The following is a 15,964-nucleotide window of genomic DNA, read 5'->3' as shown; positions in this document are numbered from 1 at the left end:
TTTGATTTTGATTTTCGACCGGTCATTTCTAAGTTGCAAGCTTTCCAGCCAATCATAGAAAGAGATAGAATCAGGTATTTTAAAACATTTTCAAAGTACCAATTACAGTTATCCAGAACGTGGACTGAGGTTTAAAAAAATTTGAAAGAAGCTGGATTCCGACTGAGAATCCAGCTTCTTCATTCAATCATCAAGTCCCGCAAAACGTTCGATAAGGACGATCTCTCTGCTCAGGGAGCTTGGCATACTCCTCTTGTTCAGTCGAATACGCATAAGGGTCAGTAAGTACATGGACTAAGCGTTTAGCTACACCGTAATCGCCTTTATCAACCGCGGCATCAATGGCCTCTTCAACGCGGTGATTACGAGGAATAACGGCCGGATTCGACACCTTCATCCGTTCATAAGGTGCCTTCTCTGATTCTTCCTGTCTGGCTAACCTATTCTTCCACTGCTCATACCAATTCACAAATGCAGTTACATGCTGCATCCCTGTCTTTTCCGGTTGGTCCATCGTCAACGCGCGGAATGTATTTGTATAATCGGCGTTGTTTTTCTCCATGATTTCAAGAAGGTCTTCAATCAGCGGTTCATCCTGTGCTTCTTTGTTCAACAGGCCAAGTTTAGACCTCATGCCTTCAAGCCAGTGACTGTGATACAACTTATCAAATTTCGCATGAGCCTCTTGCGCAAGCTCCACCGCCTGCTCTTGGTTTTCATGGAAAAACGGCAGCAAGGTCTCTGCAAAGCGCGCAAGATTCCATTGACCGATCGGCGGCTGATTCAAGTAGGCATAGCGGCCTTGGGTATCGATCGAACTGAAAACGGTTTTTCGATCATATTCATCCATAAAAGCGCATGGACCATAGTCGATGGTTTCACCGCTTATGGTCATGTTGTCCGTGTTCATCACCCCATGAATAAAACCGACCAGCAGCCATTTGGCGATCAATGAGGCTTGCTGTTCAATTACTTTTTCAAAAAGAGACAGATATTTGTTCTCATCTTCCTCAATCTCAGGGTAATGGCGTTGAATGGTGTAATCAGCCAATGCACGTCTATCCTCTATCGTCCCCCACTTCGCCGCATACTCAAAAGTTCCGATTCGCAGATGACTGAGAGCAACACGCGTCAAAATCGCCCCAGGGAGTTCGGTTTCGCGTAAAACAGAATCTCCTGTCTTGACCACCGCAAGGCTGCGGTTCGTGGGAATTCCAAGTCCGTGCATTGCTTCACTGATGATGTATTCACGCATCATCGGGCCAAGGGTCGCCCTTCCATCACCACCACGGGAAAAAGGAGTAAGCCCTGATCCTTTCAACTGAATATCAAACCGTTTACCAGAGGAAGGAATGTGTTCTCCAAGCAGTACAGCTCGTCCATCCCCTAACATGGTGAAATGTCCGAACTGATGGCCCGCATAAGCCTGAGCGATCGGCGCCGCCCCTTCTGGTACATGGTTTCCTGAAAAAACACTGGCTTTTTCTTTAATTTCAAATCCGAGCTCCTCAGCTAAAGACTCGTTGAAAACTACCAGCTCCGGATCGTCTACTGGCGTCGGTTCGGTTTCGGTATAAAAAATTTCAGGCAACTGTTTATAACTATTATCAAAATTCCATCCTGCTTTATTTTGTGTCATTTGATCTCCTTTGTGAATTCTGACTTATTCATTTCACCATATCATATCTCAATTCTTGTGCCATCCTGTATGATTTATCCCAAGCGTCAAAAAATCTTGCTGGTTATGTGCTTATTCTTTCCATAAAAAACAGGATTATTGCCGTCGTTTGTCCTATTCAAACCAATTTCTCTCGTGATCTGTCAGAAGTACGCAAAAATGGAGCCGACCTATTAGTCAGCTCCATCTGTCCATTCATTATTTAATCCATTCGTCAATTAAATCTTGATTTTCTTCCACCCATTTTTCAGCACCGTCAATCGGTTCCTCGGCGTCATTTACATAGGTCATCAGTTGTCCGATAGAGTCATCGTCCATCTTCCATTCCTTCAGCCATTTATCGACTTCTTCAAAATCTTCCGCAAAACCATGGCGCGTCGCATGGTGAATTTTTTCAGTGCCGCCAAAGGTTTCTTTTGGATCTTCAAGATATTTCAAGTCGTATTGAGAAAATATACGGTGAGGGCTCCACAGTGGTGCTACGATCGGTTCTTCCTTCTTGATCGCTTCCCCGATAGCTGTCAGCATCGCTGGTTCAGAACTTCCGACCAATTCATAGTCAAGGTTATACTCCTTGATCATTTCTTCAGTAACTTCCATTGTCCCTGCACCTGGATCGAAACCAGTAATTTGTCCCTCGAATAATTCTTTGTTTTCCTTCAAATCTTCAATACTATTGATATCTTCCATATACGCCGGTACAACTAAGCCGACTTTTGCATTCTCATACCAGACTTCTTCGGAGAAATTGAGTTCATCTTTATATTTTTCATAATAGTTAGCGTCTTGGACTGGCAACCATACCTCCAGACTCGTATCAAGTTCGCCACTCGCCAAAGCACTCATCGTCATCCCCATGTCTACACGGTTCAATTCGACATTGTACCCTTTTTCTTCAAGAATGACTTTCCACATATTTGTAACGGCGATATTTTCCGCCCAGTTGATTTGCCCCATTTTAATTGTTCCTTTTTCCTGACCCTCTTCTTCTGTACCCCCAGCTTGTTCTTCACCATCACTGCTGCCACAAGCGGCTAAGATGGTAAGTGTAATAAAACCTATTAATAGAAAACCGAAACTCTTTTTGAAAATCATCATAAACCTCCACTATAAAATATTTTTTAACTGAATCCTCCGATTTATACGCCGGACTCGACGCATATGTAAAGATCAAATTAACCTTTGATCGTGCGATTCAACCATAAATCCGCTCCCTTAAAACAAATTTGTTAAAAACGTTAAATTTTTTTCGAACAATGTTAATGTTAACGTACTGAGCTTAGATGTCAAATCTAATTGGAAGAGAAGCACAAGATTCAAAAAACACTCTTCAAGAAGAAAACTAAAACAAAAGTGACGACCACCTTGATGAACCTCAGAGAGCGCGAGGATATCTTTGAAATGATTCTAACGACAAAAAAGCCTGCCCATTGTTATAACGCAATGGACAGGCCTTTATACCTTTAGTCTTGTTTTTCTTCATTCTGAACGGTTTTTGCCAAATGTTCTTTCACTTGATTGTACGACAACCCTGACTGGGCATTTCGACGTTTCACCTCGTCAATATTCGTTCCTGAGCTTGCAATCTTATCATTCTTCACGTTAAGACCAGTATCATTCGGTTTTGTCACATCCAGCACCTCCTAGACATAAGCTCTCTCTCTGGCTATTATTTATACCAATAGCCGAAAAAAATCACTTATTCTCAAGCTTGGCTGAAAGAAAGCCTAAACCTATCCCTAAAACCGCTCCGCCGAGAACCTCGATCGGTTGATGACCTAAAAGCACCTTCAATTCTTTTTCCCGCTCAACGAATTCAAAACTCGGAAAATCACCAGAAATAGCCGCAAAGTTATCCTCCAAATCATTGACCAACTGGGCGATTTCACCAGTATGACGGCGGATGCCCTGTGCATCATACATGACGATCACACCAAAAATGGTGGCTAATGCTGTTTCAGGATGACGTGATCCTTTATTCGCTGCTAAATAAGTAGCCAGTGCTGACACGCCCGCTGAATGTGAACTCGGCATACCACCTGTGCTCGCCACCTGCTTGACATCCCAATCTCCCGTCAATTTTTTATGTGTAAGAATCTTCAATGCCTGGGCGATCCCGATTGAAGAAATAGCTGTCAAAATTCCTCTGTTCATCTTCTGCATTTCGTTCTCCCTCCACTTTGCAATAATGCTTCCTGTATTTTCATTACCCTTTGTGCGTGGTTTTATTCAATATTCCGGGTGAAAAGTCCTCATAACGAAACCTGGTACACTATCCGACACCTTCATAATATTGAGCGATACTATAAGTGAATCGAGCTGATACGCCTACATAAATCATGCTGAGTCAAAAGAAAGTAAGCCGATAATATTGATTATTAATCCAAACTACAAGTTTCGTCATTTTTCCCCTTATTGTTTATAAAAAGCCTGGATGGGTATTGGCTATTACAGTAGTCAATTTTACTCACCCCTAAAACATGAAAGGAGAAGACAATGAAGAAAGTCACTTCGGTATTTTGGATCACACTCGCCATTACACTATTTTCAGTAAGTTGGGGGTCCATCGCTCCCAAGAATCTAGAAAAAATCACGATGAACATCCAATCTTATATTTCCGTACATTTCGGTTGGTATTATTTATTGATAGTTACCCTTTTCGTCGTATTTTGTATTTATATGATTTTCAGTCCATATGGAAAAATGAAATTAGGCCAGCCGGAGGATAAGCCTGACTACAGCTATTCCACCTGGTTTGCTATGTTATTCAGCGCGGGAATGGGAATCGGGCTGGTTTTTTATGGGGCAGCCGCTCCGATTCAGCAATACATCTCCAACCCTCCTCTCGCTGAACCTGGAACACCAGAAGCGCTTGCCGACGCAATGAGAATCACTTTTTTCCATTACGGCATCCACGCCTGGGGAATATACGCAATCGTCGCACTTGTGCTCGCTTACTTCAAATTCCGCCGTGGTGCTCCAGGTTTAATCAGTGCAACGCTGGAACCTATCTTCGGAAATAAAATGAAAGGCCCATGGGGCACTTTGGTAGATGTCATTGCTGTCTTCGCAACCATCGTCGGTGTCGCCACAACCCTTGGATTCGGGGCAGCCCAAATCAATGGCGGAATCACTTACCTCACCAACATAGATAAGGGATTTTGGGTGCAGTTGATCATTATTATCATCGTCACTGTCCTGTTCATGATTTCTGCCTACACCGGTTTGAGCAAAGGGATCAAATACTTAAGTAATGCCAATATGGGACTGGCTGTTACGCTTTTCACTATTATGCTTGTGATCGGCCCGACCCTTTACATCATGAATATGCTCATCGATTCTCTGGGAGCTTACCTGTACACCTTACCCAAAGAAAGCTTGAGGGTCGCACCGAATAATGAAGAACAACAAACATGGATAAAAAACTGGACCGTGTTTTTCTGGGCCTGGTGGATCGCCTGGTCTCCTTTTGTAGGAATCTTTATCGCCCGAGTTTCCAAAGGACGCACCATCCGGGAATTTCTATCAGGGGTACTTCTGGTTCCTTCAGCCGTAAGCTTCCTGTGGTTTTCCGCCTTCGGTAGTTCCGCCATCGTCAAACAAGATGAAGGAGCTGAGCTTGCGAGCTTACCACCAGAACAAATGCTGTTCGGGGTATTTGATCAGTATCCTTTAGGCATGCTTCTTTCAATAATTGCGATGCTGTTGATCGCCACTTTCTTCATTACATCGGCAGATTCCGCGACGTTTGTGCTCGGTATGCAGACAACGAATGGATCCTTGAATCCACCGAAAGCTGTGAAGTTTGCTTGGGGATTTGCCCAATCTGCAACAGCAGCGGTACTCCTCTATACCGGAGGTCTGCAAGCTTTGCAAAACGCATTGATCTCAGCAGCCTTTCCATTTTCATTCATCATGCTGCTCATGGTGTATTCCTTGTATAAAGCGTTACGAGAAGACAAAGCAAAACTTGACCAAATATCTGGAAACTAACCACTTTAAAATCAAAACCAAGCTCAGATATGATGCTCTGAGCTTGGTTTTTTAGTTTACTATATTCTTTTCAGCTGTTTTTTCCGCCCAGGGGTACATCTAAATATCTTCTATATTTATTCGTTTTCTCTTCCAGGTAAATTCTTATGAAGTCAACCTCAAAAGACGGGAAAGGGGCTAATTCTTTTTCCGCTTGCCCTGCCATGTCATTTAATTCTTGTTTTGTTAAACCATATGTAGTTTTTCCTAAAGTCATATGTGGGACAAAGTCATCAAGTTCAAAATACTTCTCAATCAGTTCCTTAGAAGGTGAAATTTCCCTGACTATTTTTTCATGTAGAAGATGGACATCCTCCTTCCTATACCTTTCACTACCTAGATGCCTGAAGTATTCATTAATACAATTCTCCAACCGTCAGGATCCTCAATTGTAACCCCGGATTTTTCCCAGTATGGGTTTTCCGGGGGAACTGTTTCATAACCCATAGCTTTCAATCTTTGTGTGATTTCCTGGATGTTTTTTCGGTTAGGGAGATAAAACACAAGCAGGTTATCCTTTGTTGGAGAAGGACAAGGGCTCCCATCTTCGTGTTGGGTAAATTCTAAATGATAATTCGAATCTGGAAGACCTACCATCAACCCTTCGTATCCTGCGTGTCCCTGAAAAGAACCGATTTTTTGCAAACCCAGACCCTCACAATAAAAATTCTCCACTATTTTTATTTGGTCAGTAGGACGTGCCATTCGCACCTGGGCCACTTGCATATTATCCGGCCATTTATTTTCCATTTCCAATTCCTCCTTATTTGTCATTGATACATTGTGATGCTATGAAAAGGAATACAACCTAATGGATAAGTCATTCCTTTTTTGCCCCAGTTTTTTCCTCGTTTCAATATATACCCATTTTATGTAACTTCATCGATAAAAACCAGTAACCTTCTTCTACATTCGATAATTTTTCCCATTTCTTTCAAAAATTGTTTCCCTGATAATGGGAAGGGGAATCGACAAAACGCATATAGAAAAATTTCGATAAGGAAGTGTCCTACTATGAAAAAATCATTTCTTCTACTGCTCCTAGTGATTATCACACTCTTCTTAGGAGGCTGCACGGAAACTTCATCAACAAACAAAGATGAAAAAGAAGAGAAAACAAACACGGAAGAAGATTCAGCTCAAAATAAAGAGACCACCGAAAAAAAACATGAGCAACCTTATAAAGCTTTGGAACCCTCTGAAGATGCTGAACAATTGAGGGAGACATTGTCTGAAGAAGAACAGAAGAACATGCCGTCCGCGGAAGCCCATGGCGGGGACCGGGAGAGGATGGTCCCTGCTGGCCAAACGCTTGTAAAAGGAGCCGATGATCAAACAGATGGCCCTTTGAAGAATCATAGACTAGTAGCCTACTATGGGCATCCGAACTCTGAAAATATGGGTATCCTCGGGGAAATGAAGCCTGACGCTTTGATGGAAAAATTAAAAGAGCAGACCCAAGCTTATTCCAATGCTGATCCATCCCGCCCTGCCATCCCGACCATCGAATTAATTACTACGGTCGCCCAAAGGAACCCTGGACCAGAAGGAAAATACTATCACATGACACCTGAAGATGATATCGACAAGTACGCAAAACTAGCCAAAGAAAACAACGCCCTGCTTATGTTGGATGTACAACTCGGTACCGACTCTGTCCTTAACCAAGTCAAATTGATTGAAAAGTGGCTGAAGCTTCCTTACGTCCACCTCGCCATCGATACAGAGTTTCATGTCTCTGAAGGGGAAACTCCTGGAGTCGATCTTGGACAAGTCGATGGTGCAGAAGTCCAAAAGGCGGTGGAATACTTATCAAAGCTTGTCGAAAAACATAACCTTCCAGATAAAATAGTCCTTGTCCACCAATTCATGGATGAGGCTGTCACAAATAAACAAGCCATACAATCGACTGGAAATATTGAGGTCGCCCTCAATTACGATGGCTGGGGACCTTCTGCGACTAAAATGTCCCTTTACCGAAAGTTCGTGCGTAACGAAGCCAGCCAGTACGGAGGCTTTAAAATCTTCTACAATAAAGATGAACCTGTCATGAGCCCGGAAGAAGTGCTTAAACTTGATCCAGCCCCTGCGATCATTAACTATCAATAATAAAAAGGCTGTGATCTTCCTATAAAAGGTGGTCACAGCCTTTTTTTCAGATATTTAAAACGTGTTGTAAATATCTTCACATTCTCCTTGGATCGGTTCATAAAAACAATGGGACTTATAACGTCCGACAAGGCTTTGGTCATACCATGTCGGCGGACAATCGCCCCCTGGCTTGAAGTACCACAAACTGTAAACAGCAGGCCAGCTCCGTTCCCCCTTGACTGATCTTCGTGCCAACCGCTTTTCACTTTCTCTCGCTCTTTGATAATACATCCCATGTTGAAGTGCCTCAAATGCTTTCGGTTGGTTGATCACCTGTGGCAGAGTACGTAAGCCTTCAAAATCAGAACAATCCACTCTTGCCCGGTTCACCGTTACTGAACCGACATGCAGCATTCCTTGTTTCCCTTCCCCGACCGCTTCTGCCCGGAGAAGCCTCGCTAACATGTCGATATGCTTGCTCGGAGCTTTGATAACAGCCAAACCAATGCCCCCTTTTTTCTTGCCTTATTCCCTTATGTATATGCAGAATATATGGAACGATGAGAATAGTGTAATTGGATGTATTATTCATGTATTTACTATTAAGTTATGTTAAATGTTGTTACCGAATTTTAACAAGTGCATCATTTAACCATATGGCAGTTTCATGGAATATTCAGGTTCTAGAATTTTGGGTGAAGTGCTCAAAACTACCTTTTTGATTAGTTACTTTTTTGTTAACAAGGCTATTTTCAAAACACGGAAGTATCAATGCGCCGATCCGATCCACTCGCCAAACATTTCGAAATTTTATACAAGGGAGGATATTTGAGAAAATCAAGCAGAAAGGTACCCATCTGGAGATATTATTGATACGTTACTTTTAGAAGAAAGAGGTGTTGGAATTAACATGAGAATTATGCTGACAACGGCTGCGATTATCCTCTCAGTCGTTGCGATATTATGGTTCCAAAATGAGAGGATTGAGAAAAAAACTGGCCGGAGTGAAGATGACTGCTCGTCGGACCGTTTTTGCTCATATGATGAGCTTGCTGGCGAATATGAGGAAGGTGAGGATTATGAAATTGTGAAAAGCAGGTCAGGTGATGAGCGCTGGCTCGTGAGTGCCATTCATGGCGGCGGAATAGAAGAAACAACCTCTTCCCTTACGGAGGCGATTGCGGGATCTTCTTACCCCTTTTATGCCTTTAAAGGAAGGTTGACTTCAAACAATTTCAGCAACTTACATATCACGTCCACTCGTTTCGATGAACCACAAGCGTTGGAAATGGTTGCAGACGCAAAGTTCCACATTTCGATACATGGGGCATCCGGAGATAAGCTGAAAACAATGATCGGTGGTTTAGACGAAGAGCTGAAGCAAATCGTTAAACAGCACTTAGAAAATAAAGGATTCACCGTCGCAGAAGCACCTGAGAACCTTGATGGAGATCACCCCGATAACTACGTTAACCAAACGAAGACAGGACAAGGTGTGCAAATCGAGATTACAAGAGCACAAAGAAAAGCCTTTTATAAAGATGGCGACATCAGCTACCAATCCAGGAAAGACTCTTCTAATGAAACAGAAGAGTTCAAAGCTTATGTGGAAGCCATCCAAGCAGCAATGAAAGATTACGAGAAAGGAATAATCAGTCATTTATCGAATGGTATAAAAGGTGCATAAAAATCAATCAACACAGGAGGAATAGAATAATGTTGAACTTTCCGCAACCCGATGTCGAACAGTTCTTTCAAACCTATGGAATTGAAACGTTTGCTCTCAGTCCAGACGAGTCCCAATTAGTCTTTAGTACTAATTTCAATGGGAAATACAATTTATGGGCGATGGATTTACCCAACACATTCCCTTATCCACTCACCTTTCATAATCAGAGCTGTCAGCATCTCGCTTACGACCCGAAAGGAAAATTCATTGTTGCTGTCGTGGATGAGGACGGCGATGAAAATGGGCAGGTTTATGCCATCCCTCCTCAAGGGGGACCACTCAAACCGATCAGGGCCAATCAAGGATCACGTCACGATTTCCCTTTTTTATCTCAAGATGGCCAACATTTATACTATACTTCCAACAAAGATGACGAAATGTACATGAAAGGGTATTGCTACGATTTGGCATCAGAAGATGAAGAAGTGATCGTGCACGGAGAAGATGCTCCCACGTTCCTTTTAGATACAAGTCCCGAAGAGAAAAGTTTCCTTTACTTGAAAGCTTTTGCGAATACATACAGCCTCGCTTATGTAAAAAGAGGCGATGAGGACATTTTACTGACACCTGCAAAGGAGCCTCCACATACCGTTTCAGAAGCTGTATTCGTTTCTGAAAATGAAATCTATTTACTGACGAACTATGAAAGTGATTTCTCCTATTTGGCCAAGTTCGATTTAGATACGAATTCATTTGAAAAAGTCCTCGAACTCGACCAAGAGGAGTTCGGAAAAATGAAATACGACAAATCTACTAAATCCTTGTACATCGTCAGTGAAAAAGGTGTCGCGGACCATTTATACAACTACAAAATTGCTGATGGATCATTGAAAGAACTCGAAGCTCCCGTCAGCGTCATTGATCAGATAATCCTTGCAGACTCAGGGAACCTGTATCTGCAAGGCGATTCAGCGACAGTCCCCGCCAACTTATATCAGCTCAATGATCAAGTCTGGAAGTCTCTGACGAATTACGGGGTACCTGGAGTGAAAAATGAGGAGTTAATTGCCCCTGAATATGTGACCTACACCTCTTTTGATGACTTATCAATTGAAGCGCTTTTGTACCGACCGAAGCCTGAGAAAGATAATGGCCACGTCATTTTGTGGCCCCATGGAGGACCACAAGCAGCAGAAAGGGATTCTTTCCGCTCTCTTTTCTTGTTCCTCGTCCACCAGGGTTACAGCTTGTTTGCTACGAACTTCCGTGGCTCGACAGGATATGGATTGGAATTCATGAAGAAGGTCGAACGCGACTGGGGCGGTGCGCCGAGGCTGGATAATATCGCCGGACTCGAATGGTTGATTGAACAAGGATATGCCACCCGCGATAAGATTCTATTAATGGGCGGAAGCTACGGTGGCTATATGGCGCTGCTCCTCCATGGCCGCCACCCCGAATATTTCAAAGCCGTCGTCGACATCTTCGGTCCTTGTAACCTGTTCAGTTTCATCGATTCCGTCCCAGAACACTGGAAACCAGCCATCGACCAGTTTGTCGGAGACCCTGCCGAGGATAAAGCTAAACTTGAGCAAGATTCGCCTATCAACCATTTGGAATTCATGACGAAACCAATGCTCGTCATCCAGGGTGCGAATGACCCTCGAGTAGTGAAGAAAGAGTCCGACCAAGTCGTCGAGGCTTTAAAAGGTGAAGGCAGAGACGTGGAGTATATCGTCTTAGAAGATGAAGGTCACGGCTTCTCGAAAAAAGAGAATGAGATTCTCGTCTATCGTAAAGTGCTGGAGTTCTTCGATCAGCATATCCAGTAACTAAAAAAGTGCCTGCTCTCCGTAGTCGCTAGGTTTTCAGCGTTGGGGCCAGGCACTTTTCATTTGGAATTAATTCCACCTTTCGGATAAAGCGCGAATATGGGAAGGTGTGGTCCGGCAACACCCGCCGATAATGGAGGCTCCTTGCTTCCTCCACTTTTCGGATTGCACATCGAAATCGTTTATATGATTTTCCCCATGCCAGGTGTTTGTCCCTGCGTTGTAGGTTTCTCCGGAATTCGGATAAATTAAAACCGGTTTGTCCGTGTTTTTATTTAACACCCCAACAGCAGCAGCGGCAGTATCAATAGGAGCACAGTTCACCCCGATTGCTGCGACTTGCTCGTAAGCGTCGAACTCTCCCCCACATACTCGAAGTGGTGTACCATCACTGATTTCATTTTCGTTTTTCAATGTAAACGACAACCAGGCAAACGCATCTGGAAACTCCAACAACAACGAAGCGAGAACTTTAGCTTCCCTGAACGACGGAATGGTTTCCAAAGCGATAATGTCTGCGCCAGCTTCTATCAATGCCTTCATTCTTGGCCGATGAAAATCCCTCAGTTGTGCATCTGTCACATCATAATGTCCCACATACTCCGATCCATCAGCAAGATAAGCACCATAAGGACCAACGGATGCGGCAATAAGAGGTTTGGACTTCTTCAGTGAAGGACTTCTTTCTTTCAAATATTCACCTCTAGCCTGTTGAGCAAGTTCCACCGTATTCTTGATCAACTTTAAAGATTGCGCTTCCGTCAAACCTCTTTCAGCAAATCCATCGACAGTAGCCTGGTAACTTGCCGTTATGACACAATCCGCACCAGCCTGGAAATATTCTTTATGTACATTGACGATCACCTCCGGTTGTTCCAGCAAAACTTTCGCTGACCATAATGGATCGTCCAAATCACACCCATATGTTTCAAGCTCAGTAGCCAGGGCCCCATCAAGAATTAACACAGATTGTTGTTTCAATATCTCTTCCACAGGATTGCTTTTACGTATGTTCATTCTAAAGCCTCCCTAAATAATCACTTTTCCTTGCATACCTCTTCATACCCCCATAGAATTGATTCCACTCGTAAGGAAAGCTATTGTCTCCGGACTTAATGATATTCCTACCTTCCCTGATTAACTCTACTTCCCATTGTGTTCCATCCATATATTGTAACATACCTATCCTTTGGATCTAGAAAAATTCAGTCTCAATGAGAGACTGACATTAAACCTTTTCCTCAGATCTCCGAAGCAAGCCATTTTCAATGCAAACATCCAAAAGCAGCTCTTTGTATCCGACTTCATCAAAGCGAATACCTATTTGATCTCCGCTATACTCTGCGATGATACCAGGACCGAATTTTCGATGGACGACCTTTCTCCCCAGTTCAATGTCGTCTGGTTTCAGGAGGTTCTCATCTGAAAGATCAGGAGAATGCCCTCTTCGTTTTGATTTTTCAGCAGCCGGTTGAATGATTTTTCTCACATTCATGACAAAAATCGATTCTGTCACTCGTTCGCTTCCTTTATAGTTGTAAGTCAAAAGCTCCAGATTTGTTCTTGCCCGCGTCATCCCGACATAGAAAAGGCGTACCGCTTCTTCCATTGGCCCTGTATCTTGATTTCGATATGTTTCCATATCATCTTTGGATGGGATCACACCATTAATGAGATCGATCATATAGACTTTGTCATACTCCAACCCTTTGGCACTGTGAAAAGTGGTCAATGTGAGGGCGCTTTTATTTTTGTTGTACTTTGATGTTTGCAGTAATTTCTCTAATTCCTTCAAACGATCAGCAAAACCTTTGAGCGACCCGAGTCCTTCTGCAATCTTTTCGAGAGTATCAAGAATGCTCATGAGATGTTCCACATTGAACCCGAATTTCTCAGCCATCTTTTGAATAGCACGATCATAACCGAGTTTCTCACGAATGGTACGGATCGCTTTGTAAGGCTCCATTACGTTCAGTTCCTTGAAAAGCTTCTTCGCCTGTTTGATGTTCCTGTACTGATAGTCAGGCAGTGTACTGTCCAACAGAATATCGAAGACTGAGATTTGGGAGTTTTTCTTTTTCTTTAAATAGAAAATCTGCTGCTTTGATATATAGGCATTGAATTTCGTATGAATTCTCTCTAAGATATCAACGCGGCGATCGTTGTAAGAAAAACGCATGAAGTTCAGCATATCTTCGACAATCCAGTGTTTGAAAAACTTTGCATCAATGTCCTTCATATAAAAATCGATTCCGGCTTTGTCCAGTTTATCGGCAAGCGGGACCGCTGAAGAGTTGTTCCGGTAAAGGACAGCGATTTCCTCTGCCCCTCCGCTCTTTTTGATTTCTTCAGTGACATAATTCAACTGTGCCTCGTATTTACTCATGTTTTTGACTTCGACCTGTTTATGCCCCTCGTTTTCTGTGAACATTTCTTTCGAATAACGATTCTTGTTCCGTTTGATGAACTGATTAGACGCTTTAACGATTTCTTGCGAAGATCGGTAGTTTTGCGACATCGTCATCACCGTCGCATCCTCATACGTCTTTTCAAACTGCAGAAGCTTCGTGACATCCGATCCTCTCCACATGAAAATCGATTGGTCATCATCCGCTACTACACATAGATTGTTTTGTGGTTTGGCTAACAGTTCGACAATCTCATGCTGAACGATTGAATTGTCCTGGCTCTCATCAGTCAAAATATACTCGAACTGCTGTTGATACTTTGATAAGATCTCGGTATCGTCCAATAAGATTTGGTGACAATAGGTCAGCATATCATCAAAATCCAAAAGCAGCTTCCCATCATGATTTTTCTTAAACTGCTCATACGATTGATAGATGGCTGCCGCATTCAATACGTCCGATGTGACATCACCTAAGTCGCCGGTCTCGATCATACGATTCTTCACAAAACTGATGTAGGTCATCATTTCGTCCATCTCATCATCAGTAATCTGTGTGCCATTCATTTCCTCATAAATCTTTTTCAAAATGAACTTTTTATGAAGAGGAATGTCGGGGCTGTCCCATCCTTTTTTCAACTCTTCTTCACTGATGTTTCCTTCGATTAGCTGAAACTGCTGCCCATTTTTCGTTAAAGATTCCCGAACGACCTTAAACGCGAAACTATGGATAGTGGAAAAGTGAACATAGTCCTCCGTTAAGCTGGAAAAGAAACGACCGAACCGTTCTGACATATCATTTGCCGATGCTTTACTGAAAGTGATTGCCATGATTCTGTCTGCTTTCACTTTTTTCTCCAGTAACAGATAGCCGATTTTCATATTCAGGGTCGTCGTTTTACCAGAGCCAGGTGATGCGAGCAAAAGCAACGGCCCATCCGTATGCAGGACAGCTTGCTTCTGGACATCATTCAAACAAACCCCTGTTTTTTCTTCCATCAAATTAAAAAAACGCGTGGACATATACGCCCCCCCTCCAAATAATGTTATCGCCATTCAATTAATGGCATCGATCAGAAAAACGAAGGACCTGCATGGACAATCAGCAACACCCACCCATAACAGCACAAACAACAGGATGAACCCGATCGAAACCTTTGCAAGTCCCCCGCCCACTCTGCTTCAACCATTCTTCGGTCACGCATATATAGAAATCCTTCTCTTTTTTATGACGTTTATTAAAAGTGAAAGCCTCTATATAATTGTCTTGTAGAGCGATTTTCGGCAGCTACAGGACCTTCCGTTACAACTTCATTCCGTTTCCGCTCCTCGATCAATGCTTTATGTATCCTGCTCATTAAGAATTGAATAGCATTCCATTTTCTTTTTTGTAGATTCATTCGTAAAGCAAACCCCTACTCATTTTATCAAGAAAACAACTCAGCATACACATGGAATTGTTTATCCATTTGGTGCTACATTTTTCGCTATATTTTCAATCCATTACAATAGATACCTTAATTGAATCCTTCATTGAGGAAGTGAAAAACCCCTGACTTTTTCATCCTCCCTCCTGTTTTAATATCCCTTTTCGCAGTACATTCGAAGGTACCCCCCCATACATAAGAATTTCTGCGTTGCTTCATACTTAAGGTAAGGAGGTGGTCATTGATGGCGAAGAAAACTAAGAAACACGATGCAGAACAAAAAAATAAAAAGGGTTTCGATCCGAAAAAAGCGGACACAGAGTTTTCAGAGGAATTCGGTAGTGCAGCAGCTAATAAGGCTCATAAAGAAGAGGCAAAAAAAGCACGCAAATCCAAAACGGCTAAACAAGATAACTAAAGGTAAGCGCATCTTTAGCTTTTTAAAACCTTATCGTGAAGGGAATTCCCTTCACGATTATGGATTTAGCGGTGTAACTAGTCATCACTGCTATCACCAAAACTTTCTCCACTGTGAAATTGATCTCCATCCATGTCAATCGAGTGATAGTATTCGGCGTCTGGATGTCCCAGCACCTGATTTCGCTTTTGCTCATATGTCCTAATAAAGTGAAGAACCAAGAAACCGATTCCGCTGAACAGAGCTATGTAGCCTAAATAATCCAATTCTTGAAAGAGATAGATGCTGACAGACGTAATAGCGGCTAAGAGCAGCAGGAATTCTAAATTGTGTCCTTCTCGCCAAACTTTCGTTTCCTCTGCCTATTAACGCCTGCCTGATTCGATCATCCCTATGTTAAAATAGAAGAA

General features: G+C 42.7%; 15 protein-coding genes. 5 read left to right on the top strand and 10 right to left on the bottom strand.

The genetic code is table 11. From position 1 onward, the window contains the following. Positions 1 to 190: 190 nt before the first annotated feature. The 4 genes from ACTWPX_RS08080 to ACTWPX_RS08065 form a co-directional block, all read right to left on the bottom strand. Positions 191 to 1,639 carry a protein adenylyltransferase SelO gene (locus ACTWPX_RS08080; RefSeq protein ID WP_443119279.1) on the bottom strand — a complete coding sequence of 483 codons (1,449 nt, stop codon included), beginning with the start codon at positions 1,637 to 1,639 and terminating at the stop codon, positions 191 to 193. A gap of 237 nt (positions 1,640 to 1,876) precedes the next feature. Beyond that, positions 1,877 to 2,776 carry a glycine betaine ABC transporter substrate-binding protein gene (locus tag ACTWPX_RS08075; RefSeq protein ID WP_443119278.1) on the bottom strand — a complete coding sequence of 300 codons (900 nt, stop codon included), beginning with the start codon at positions 2,774 to 2,776 and terminating at the stop codon, positions 1,877 to 1,879. Positions 2,777 to 3,141: 365 nt separating this feature from the next. Next, on the bottom strand, positions 3,142 to 3,309 hold the full coding sequence (locus tag ACTWPX_RS08070; protein ID WP_443119277.1) for a hypothetical protein: 168 nt from the start codon (positions 3,307 to 3,309) through the stop codon (positions 3,142 to 3,144). A gap of 64 nt (positions 3,310 to 3,373) precedes the next feature. Further along, positions 3,374 to 3,841, bottom strand: a complete 468-nt coding sequence (locus ACTWPX_RS08065) for a divergent PAP2 family protein (protein WP_128524373.1) — start codon at positions 3,839 to 3,841, stop codon at positions 3,374 to 3,376. Between the two features lie 333 nt (positions 3,842 to 4,174). On the opposite strand from ACTWPX_RS08065, the gene ACTWPX_RS08060 reads away from it, so the two are divergent. Further along, on the top strand, positions 4,175 to 5,671 hold the full coding sequence (locus ACTWPX_RS08060) for a glycine betaine uptake BCCT transporter (RefSeq protein ID WP_443119276.1): 1,497 nt from the start codon (positions 4,175 to 4,177) through the stop codon (positions 5,669 to 5,671). Between the two features lie 70 nt (positions 5,672 to 5,741). Here ACTWPX_RS08060 and ACTWPX_RS08055 read toward each other — a convergent pair whose 3' ends face one another. Both ACTWPX_RS08055 and ACTWPX_RS08050 read right to left on the bottom strand, forming a co-directional pair. Next, on the bottom strand, positions 5,742 to 6,083 hold the full coding sequence (locus tag ACTWPX_RS08055; protein ID WP_443119275.1) for a hypothetical protein: 342 nt from the start codon (positions 6,081 to 6,083) through the stop codon (positions 5,742 to 5,744). Then, positions 6,047 to 6,460, bottom strand: a complete 414-nt coding sequence (locus tag ACTWPX_RS08050) for a VOC family protein (RefSeq protein WP_443119274.1) — start codon at positions 6,458 to 6,460, stop codon at positions 6,047 to 6,049. Before ACTWPX_RS08050 ends, ACTWPX_RS08055 begins: the two co-directional genes overlap by 37 nt. A gap of 264 nt (positions 6,461 to 6,724) precedes the next feature. Between ACTWPX_RS08050 and ACTWPX_RS08045 the strand changes: the two genes are divergently transcribed. After that, positions 6,725 to 7,819: a hypothetical protein gene (locus tag ACTWPX_RS08045; RefSeq protein ID WP_443119273.1), complete on the top strand. Its 1,095-nt coding sequence runs from the start codon at positions 6,725 to 6,727 to the stop codon at positions 7,817 to 7,819. 54 nt (positions 7,820 to 7,873) lie between these two features. Here the strand turns inward: ACTWPX_RS08045 and ACTWPX_RS08040 are convergent, their stop codons facing one another. Beyond that, positions 7,874 to 8,302 carry a cell wall hydrolase gene (locus tag ACTWPX_RS08040; RefSeq protein WP_128524380.1) on the bottom strand — a complete coding sequence of 143 codons (429 nt, stop codon included), beginning with the start codon at positions 8,300 to 8,302 and terminating at the stop codon, positions 7,874 to 7,876. A 409-nt stretch (positions 8,303 to 8,711) separates the two neighbouring features. Between ACTWPX_RS08040 and ACTWPX_RS08035 the strand changes: the two genes are divergently transcribed. Together ACTWPX_RS08035 and ACTWPX_RS08030 are read left to right on the top strand one after the other, a co-directional pair. Further along, the gene (locus ACTWPX_RS08035) at positions 8,712 to 9,488 is read left to right on the top strand and encodes a poly-gamma-glutamate hydrolase family protein (protein WP_443119272.1); all 777 of its coding nucleotides are present in this window, start codon (positions 8,712 to 8,714) and stop codon (positions 9,486 to 9,488) included. Between the two features lie 29 nt (positions 9,489 to 9,517). Continuing rightward, entirely contained in the window at positions 9,518 to 11,302 is a 1,785-nt protein-coding gene (locus ACTWPX_RS08030) for a S9 family peptidase (protein WP_443119271.1), read from the top strand. 69 nt (positions 11,303 to 11,371) lie between these two features. Here the strand turns inward: ACTWPX_RS08030 and mmuM are convergent, their stop codons facing one another. The 3 genes from mmuM to ACTWPX_RS08015 form a co-directional block, all read right to left on the bottom strand. Next, complete coding sequence (gene mmuM, locus ACTWPX_RS08025; RefSeq protein ID WP_443119270.1) at positions 11,372 to 12,319, bottom strand: homocysteine S-methyltransferase; 948 nt, start codon at positions 12,317 to 12,319, stop codon at positions 11,372 to 11,374. A 211-nt stretch (positions 12,320 to 12,530) separates the two neighbouring features. Next, positions 12,531 to 14,732, bottom strand: coding sequence for an ATP-dependent helicase (locus ACTWPX_RS08020; RefSeq protein ID WP_443119269.1), 2,202 nt, complete (start codon positions 14,730 to 14,732; stop codon positions 12,531 to 12,533). 215 nt (positions 14,733 to 14,947) lie between these two features. Beyond that, positions 14,948 to 15,109 (bottom strand): hypothetical protein, encoded by a 162-nt coding sequence (locus ACTWPX_RS08015; protein ID WP_443119268.1) that lies wholly within the window; start codon positions 15,107 to 15,109, stop codon positions 14,948 to 14,950. Between the two features lie 271 nt (positions 15,110 to 15,380). On the opposite strand from ACTWPX_RS08015, the gene ACTWPX_RS08010 reads away from it, so the two are divergent. Continuing rightward, positions 15,381 to 15,554 (top strand): hypothetical protein, encoded by a 174-nt coding sequence (locus ACTWPX_RS08010; protein WP_164908510.1) that lies wholly within the window; start codon positions 15,381 to 15,383, stop codon positions 15,552 to 15,554. The last annotated feature ends 410 nt before the right edge of the window (positions 15,555 to 15,964 follow it).

The organism is Halobacillus sp. H74 (assembly GCF_052246715.1).
In the GTDB taxonomy this organism is placed as follows: domain Bacteria; phylum Bacillota; class Bacilli; order Bacillales; family Halobacillaceae; genus Halobacillus; species Halobacillus litoralis_A.
This window is presented reverse-complemented; position numbering and strand designations above follow the sequence as displayed.

Bases quoted from the DNA above. Each gene is read 5' to 3' on its own strand.
- ACTWPX_RS08015 (WP_443119268.1), bottom strand. From the start codon at position 15,109: ATGAATCTACAAAAAAGAAAATGGAATGCTATTCAATTCTTAATGAGC.
- ACTWPX_RS08080 (WP_443119279.1), bottom strand. From the start codon at position 1,639: ATGACACAAAATAAAGCAGGATGGAATTTTGATAATAGTTATAAACAG.
- ACTWPX_RS08045 (WP_443119273.1), top strand. From the start codon at position 6,725: ATGAAAAAATCATTTCTTCTACTGCTCCTAGTGATTATCACACTCTTC.
- ACTWPX_RS08020 (WP_443119269.1), bottom strand. From the start codon at position 14,732: ATGTCCACGCGTTTTTTTAATTTGATGGAAGAAAAAACAGGGGTTTGT.
- ACTWPX_RS08065 (WP_128524373.1), bottom strand. From the start codon at position 3,841: ATGCAGAAGATGAACAGAGGAATTTTGACAGCTATTTCTTCAATCGGG.
- mmuM (WP_443119270.1), bottom strand. From the start codon at position 12,319: ATGAACATACGTAAAAGCAATCCTGTGGAAGAGATATTGAAACAACAA.
- ACTWPX_RS08050 (WP_443119274.1), bottom strand. From the start codon at position 6,460: ATGGAAAATAAATGGCCGGATAATATGCAAGTGGCCCAGGTGCGAATG.
- ACTWPX_RS08030 (WP_443119271.1), top strand. From the start codon at position 9,518: ATGTTGAACTTTCCGCAACCCGATGTCGAACAGTTCTTTCAAACCTAT.
- ACTWPX_RS08010 (WP_164908510.1), top strand. From the start codon at position 15,381: ATGGCGAAGAAAACTAAGAAACACGATGCAGAACAAAAAAATAAAAAG.
- ACTWPX_RS08060 (WP_443119276.1), top strand. From the start codon at position 4,175: ATGAAGAAAGTCACTTCGGTATTTTGGATCACACTCGCCATTACACTA.
- ACTWPX_RS08075 (WP_443119278.1), bottom strand. From the start codon at position 2,776: ATGATGATTTTCAAAAAGAGTTTCGGTTTTCTATTAATAGGTTTTATT.
- ACTWPX_RS08035 (WP_443119272.1), top strand. From the start codon at position 8,712: ATGAGAATTATGCTGACAACGGCTGCGATTATCCTCTCAGTCGTTGCG.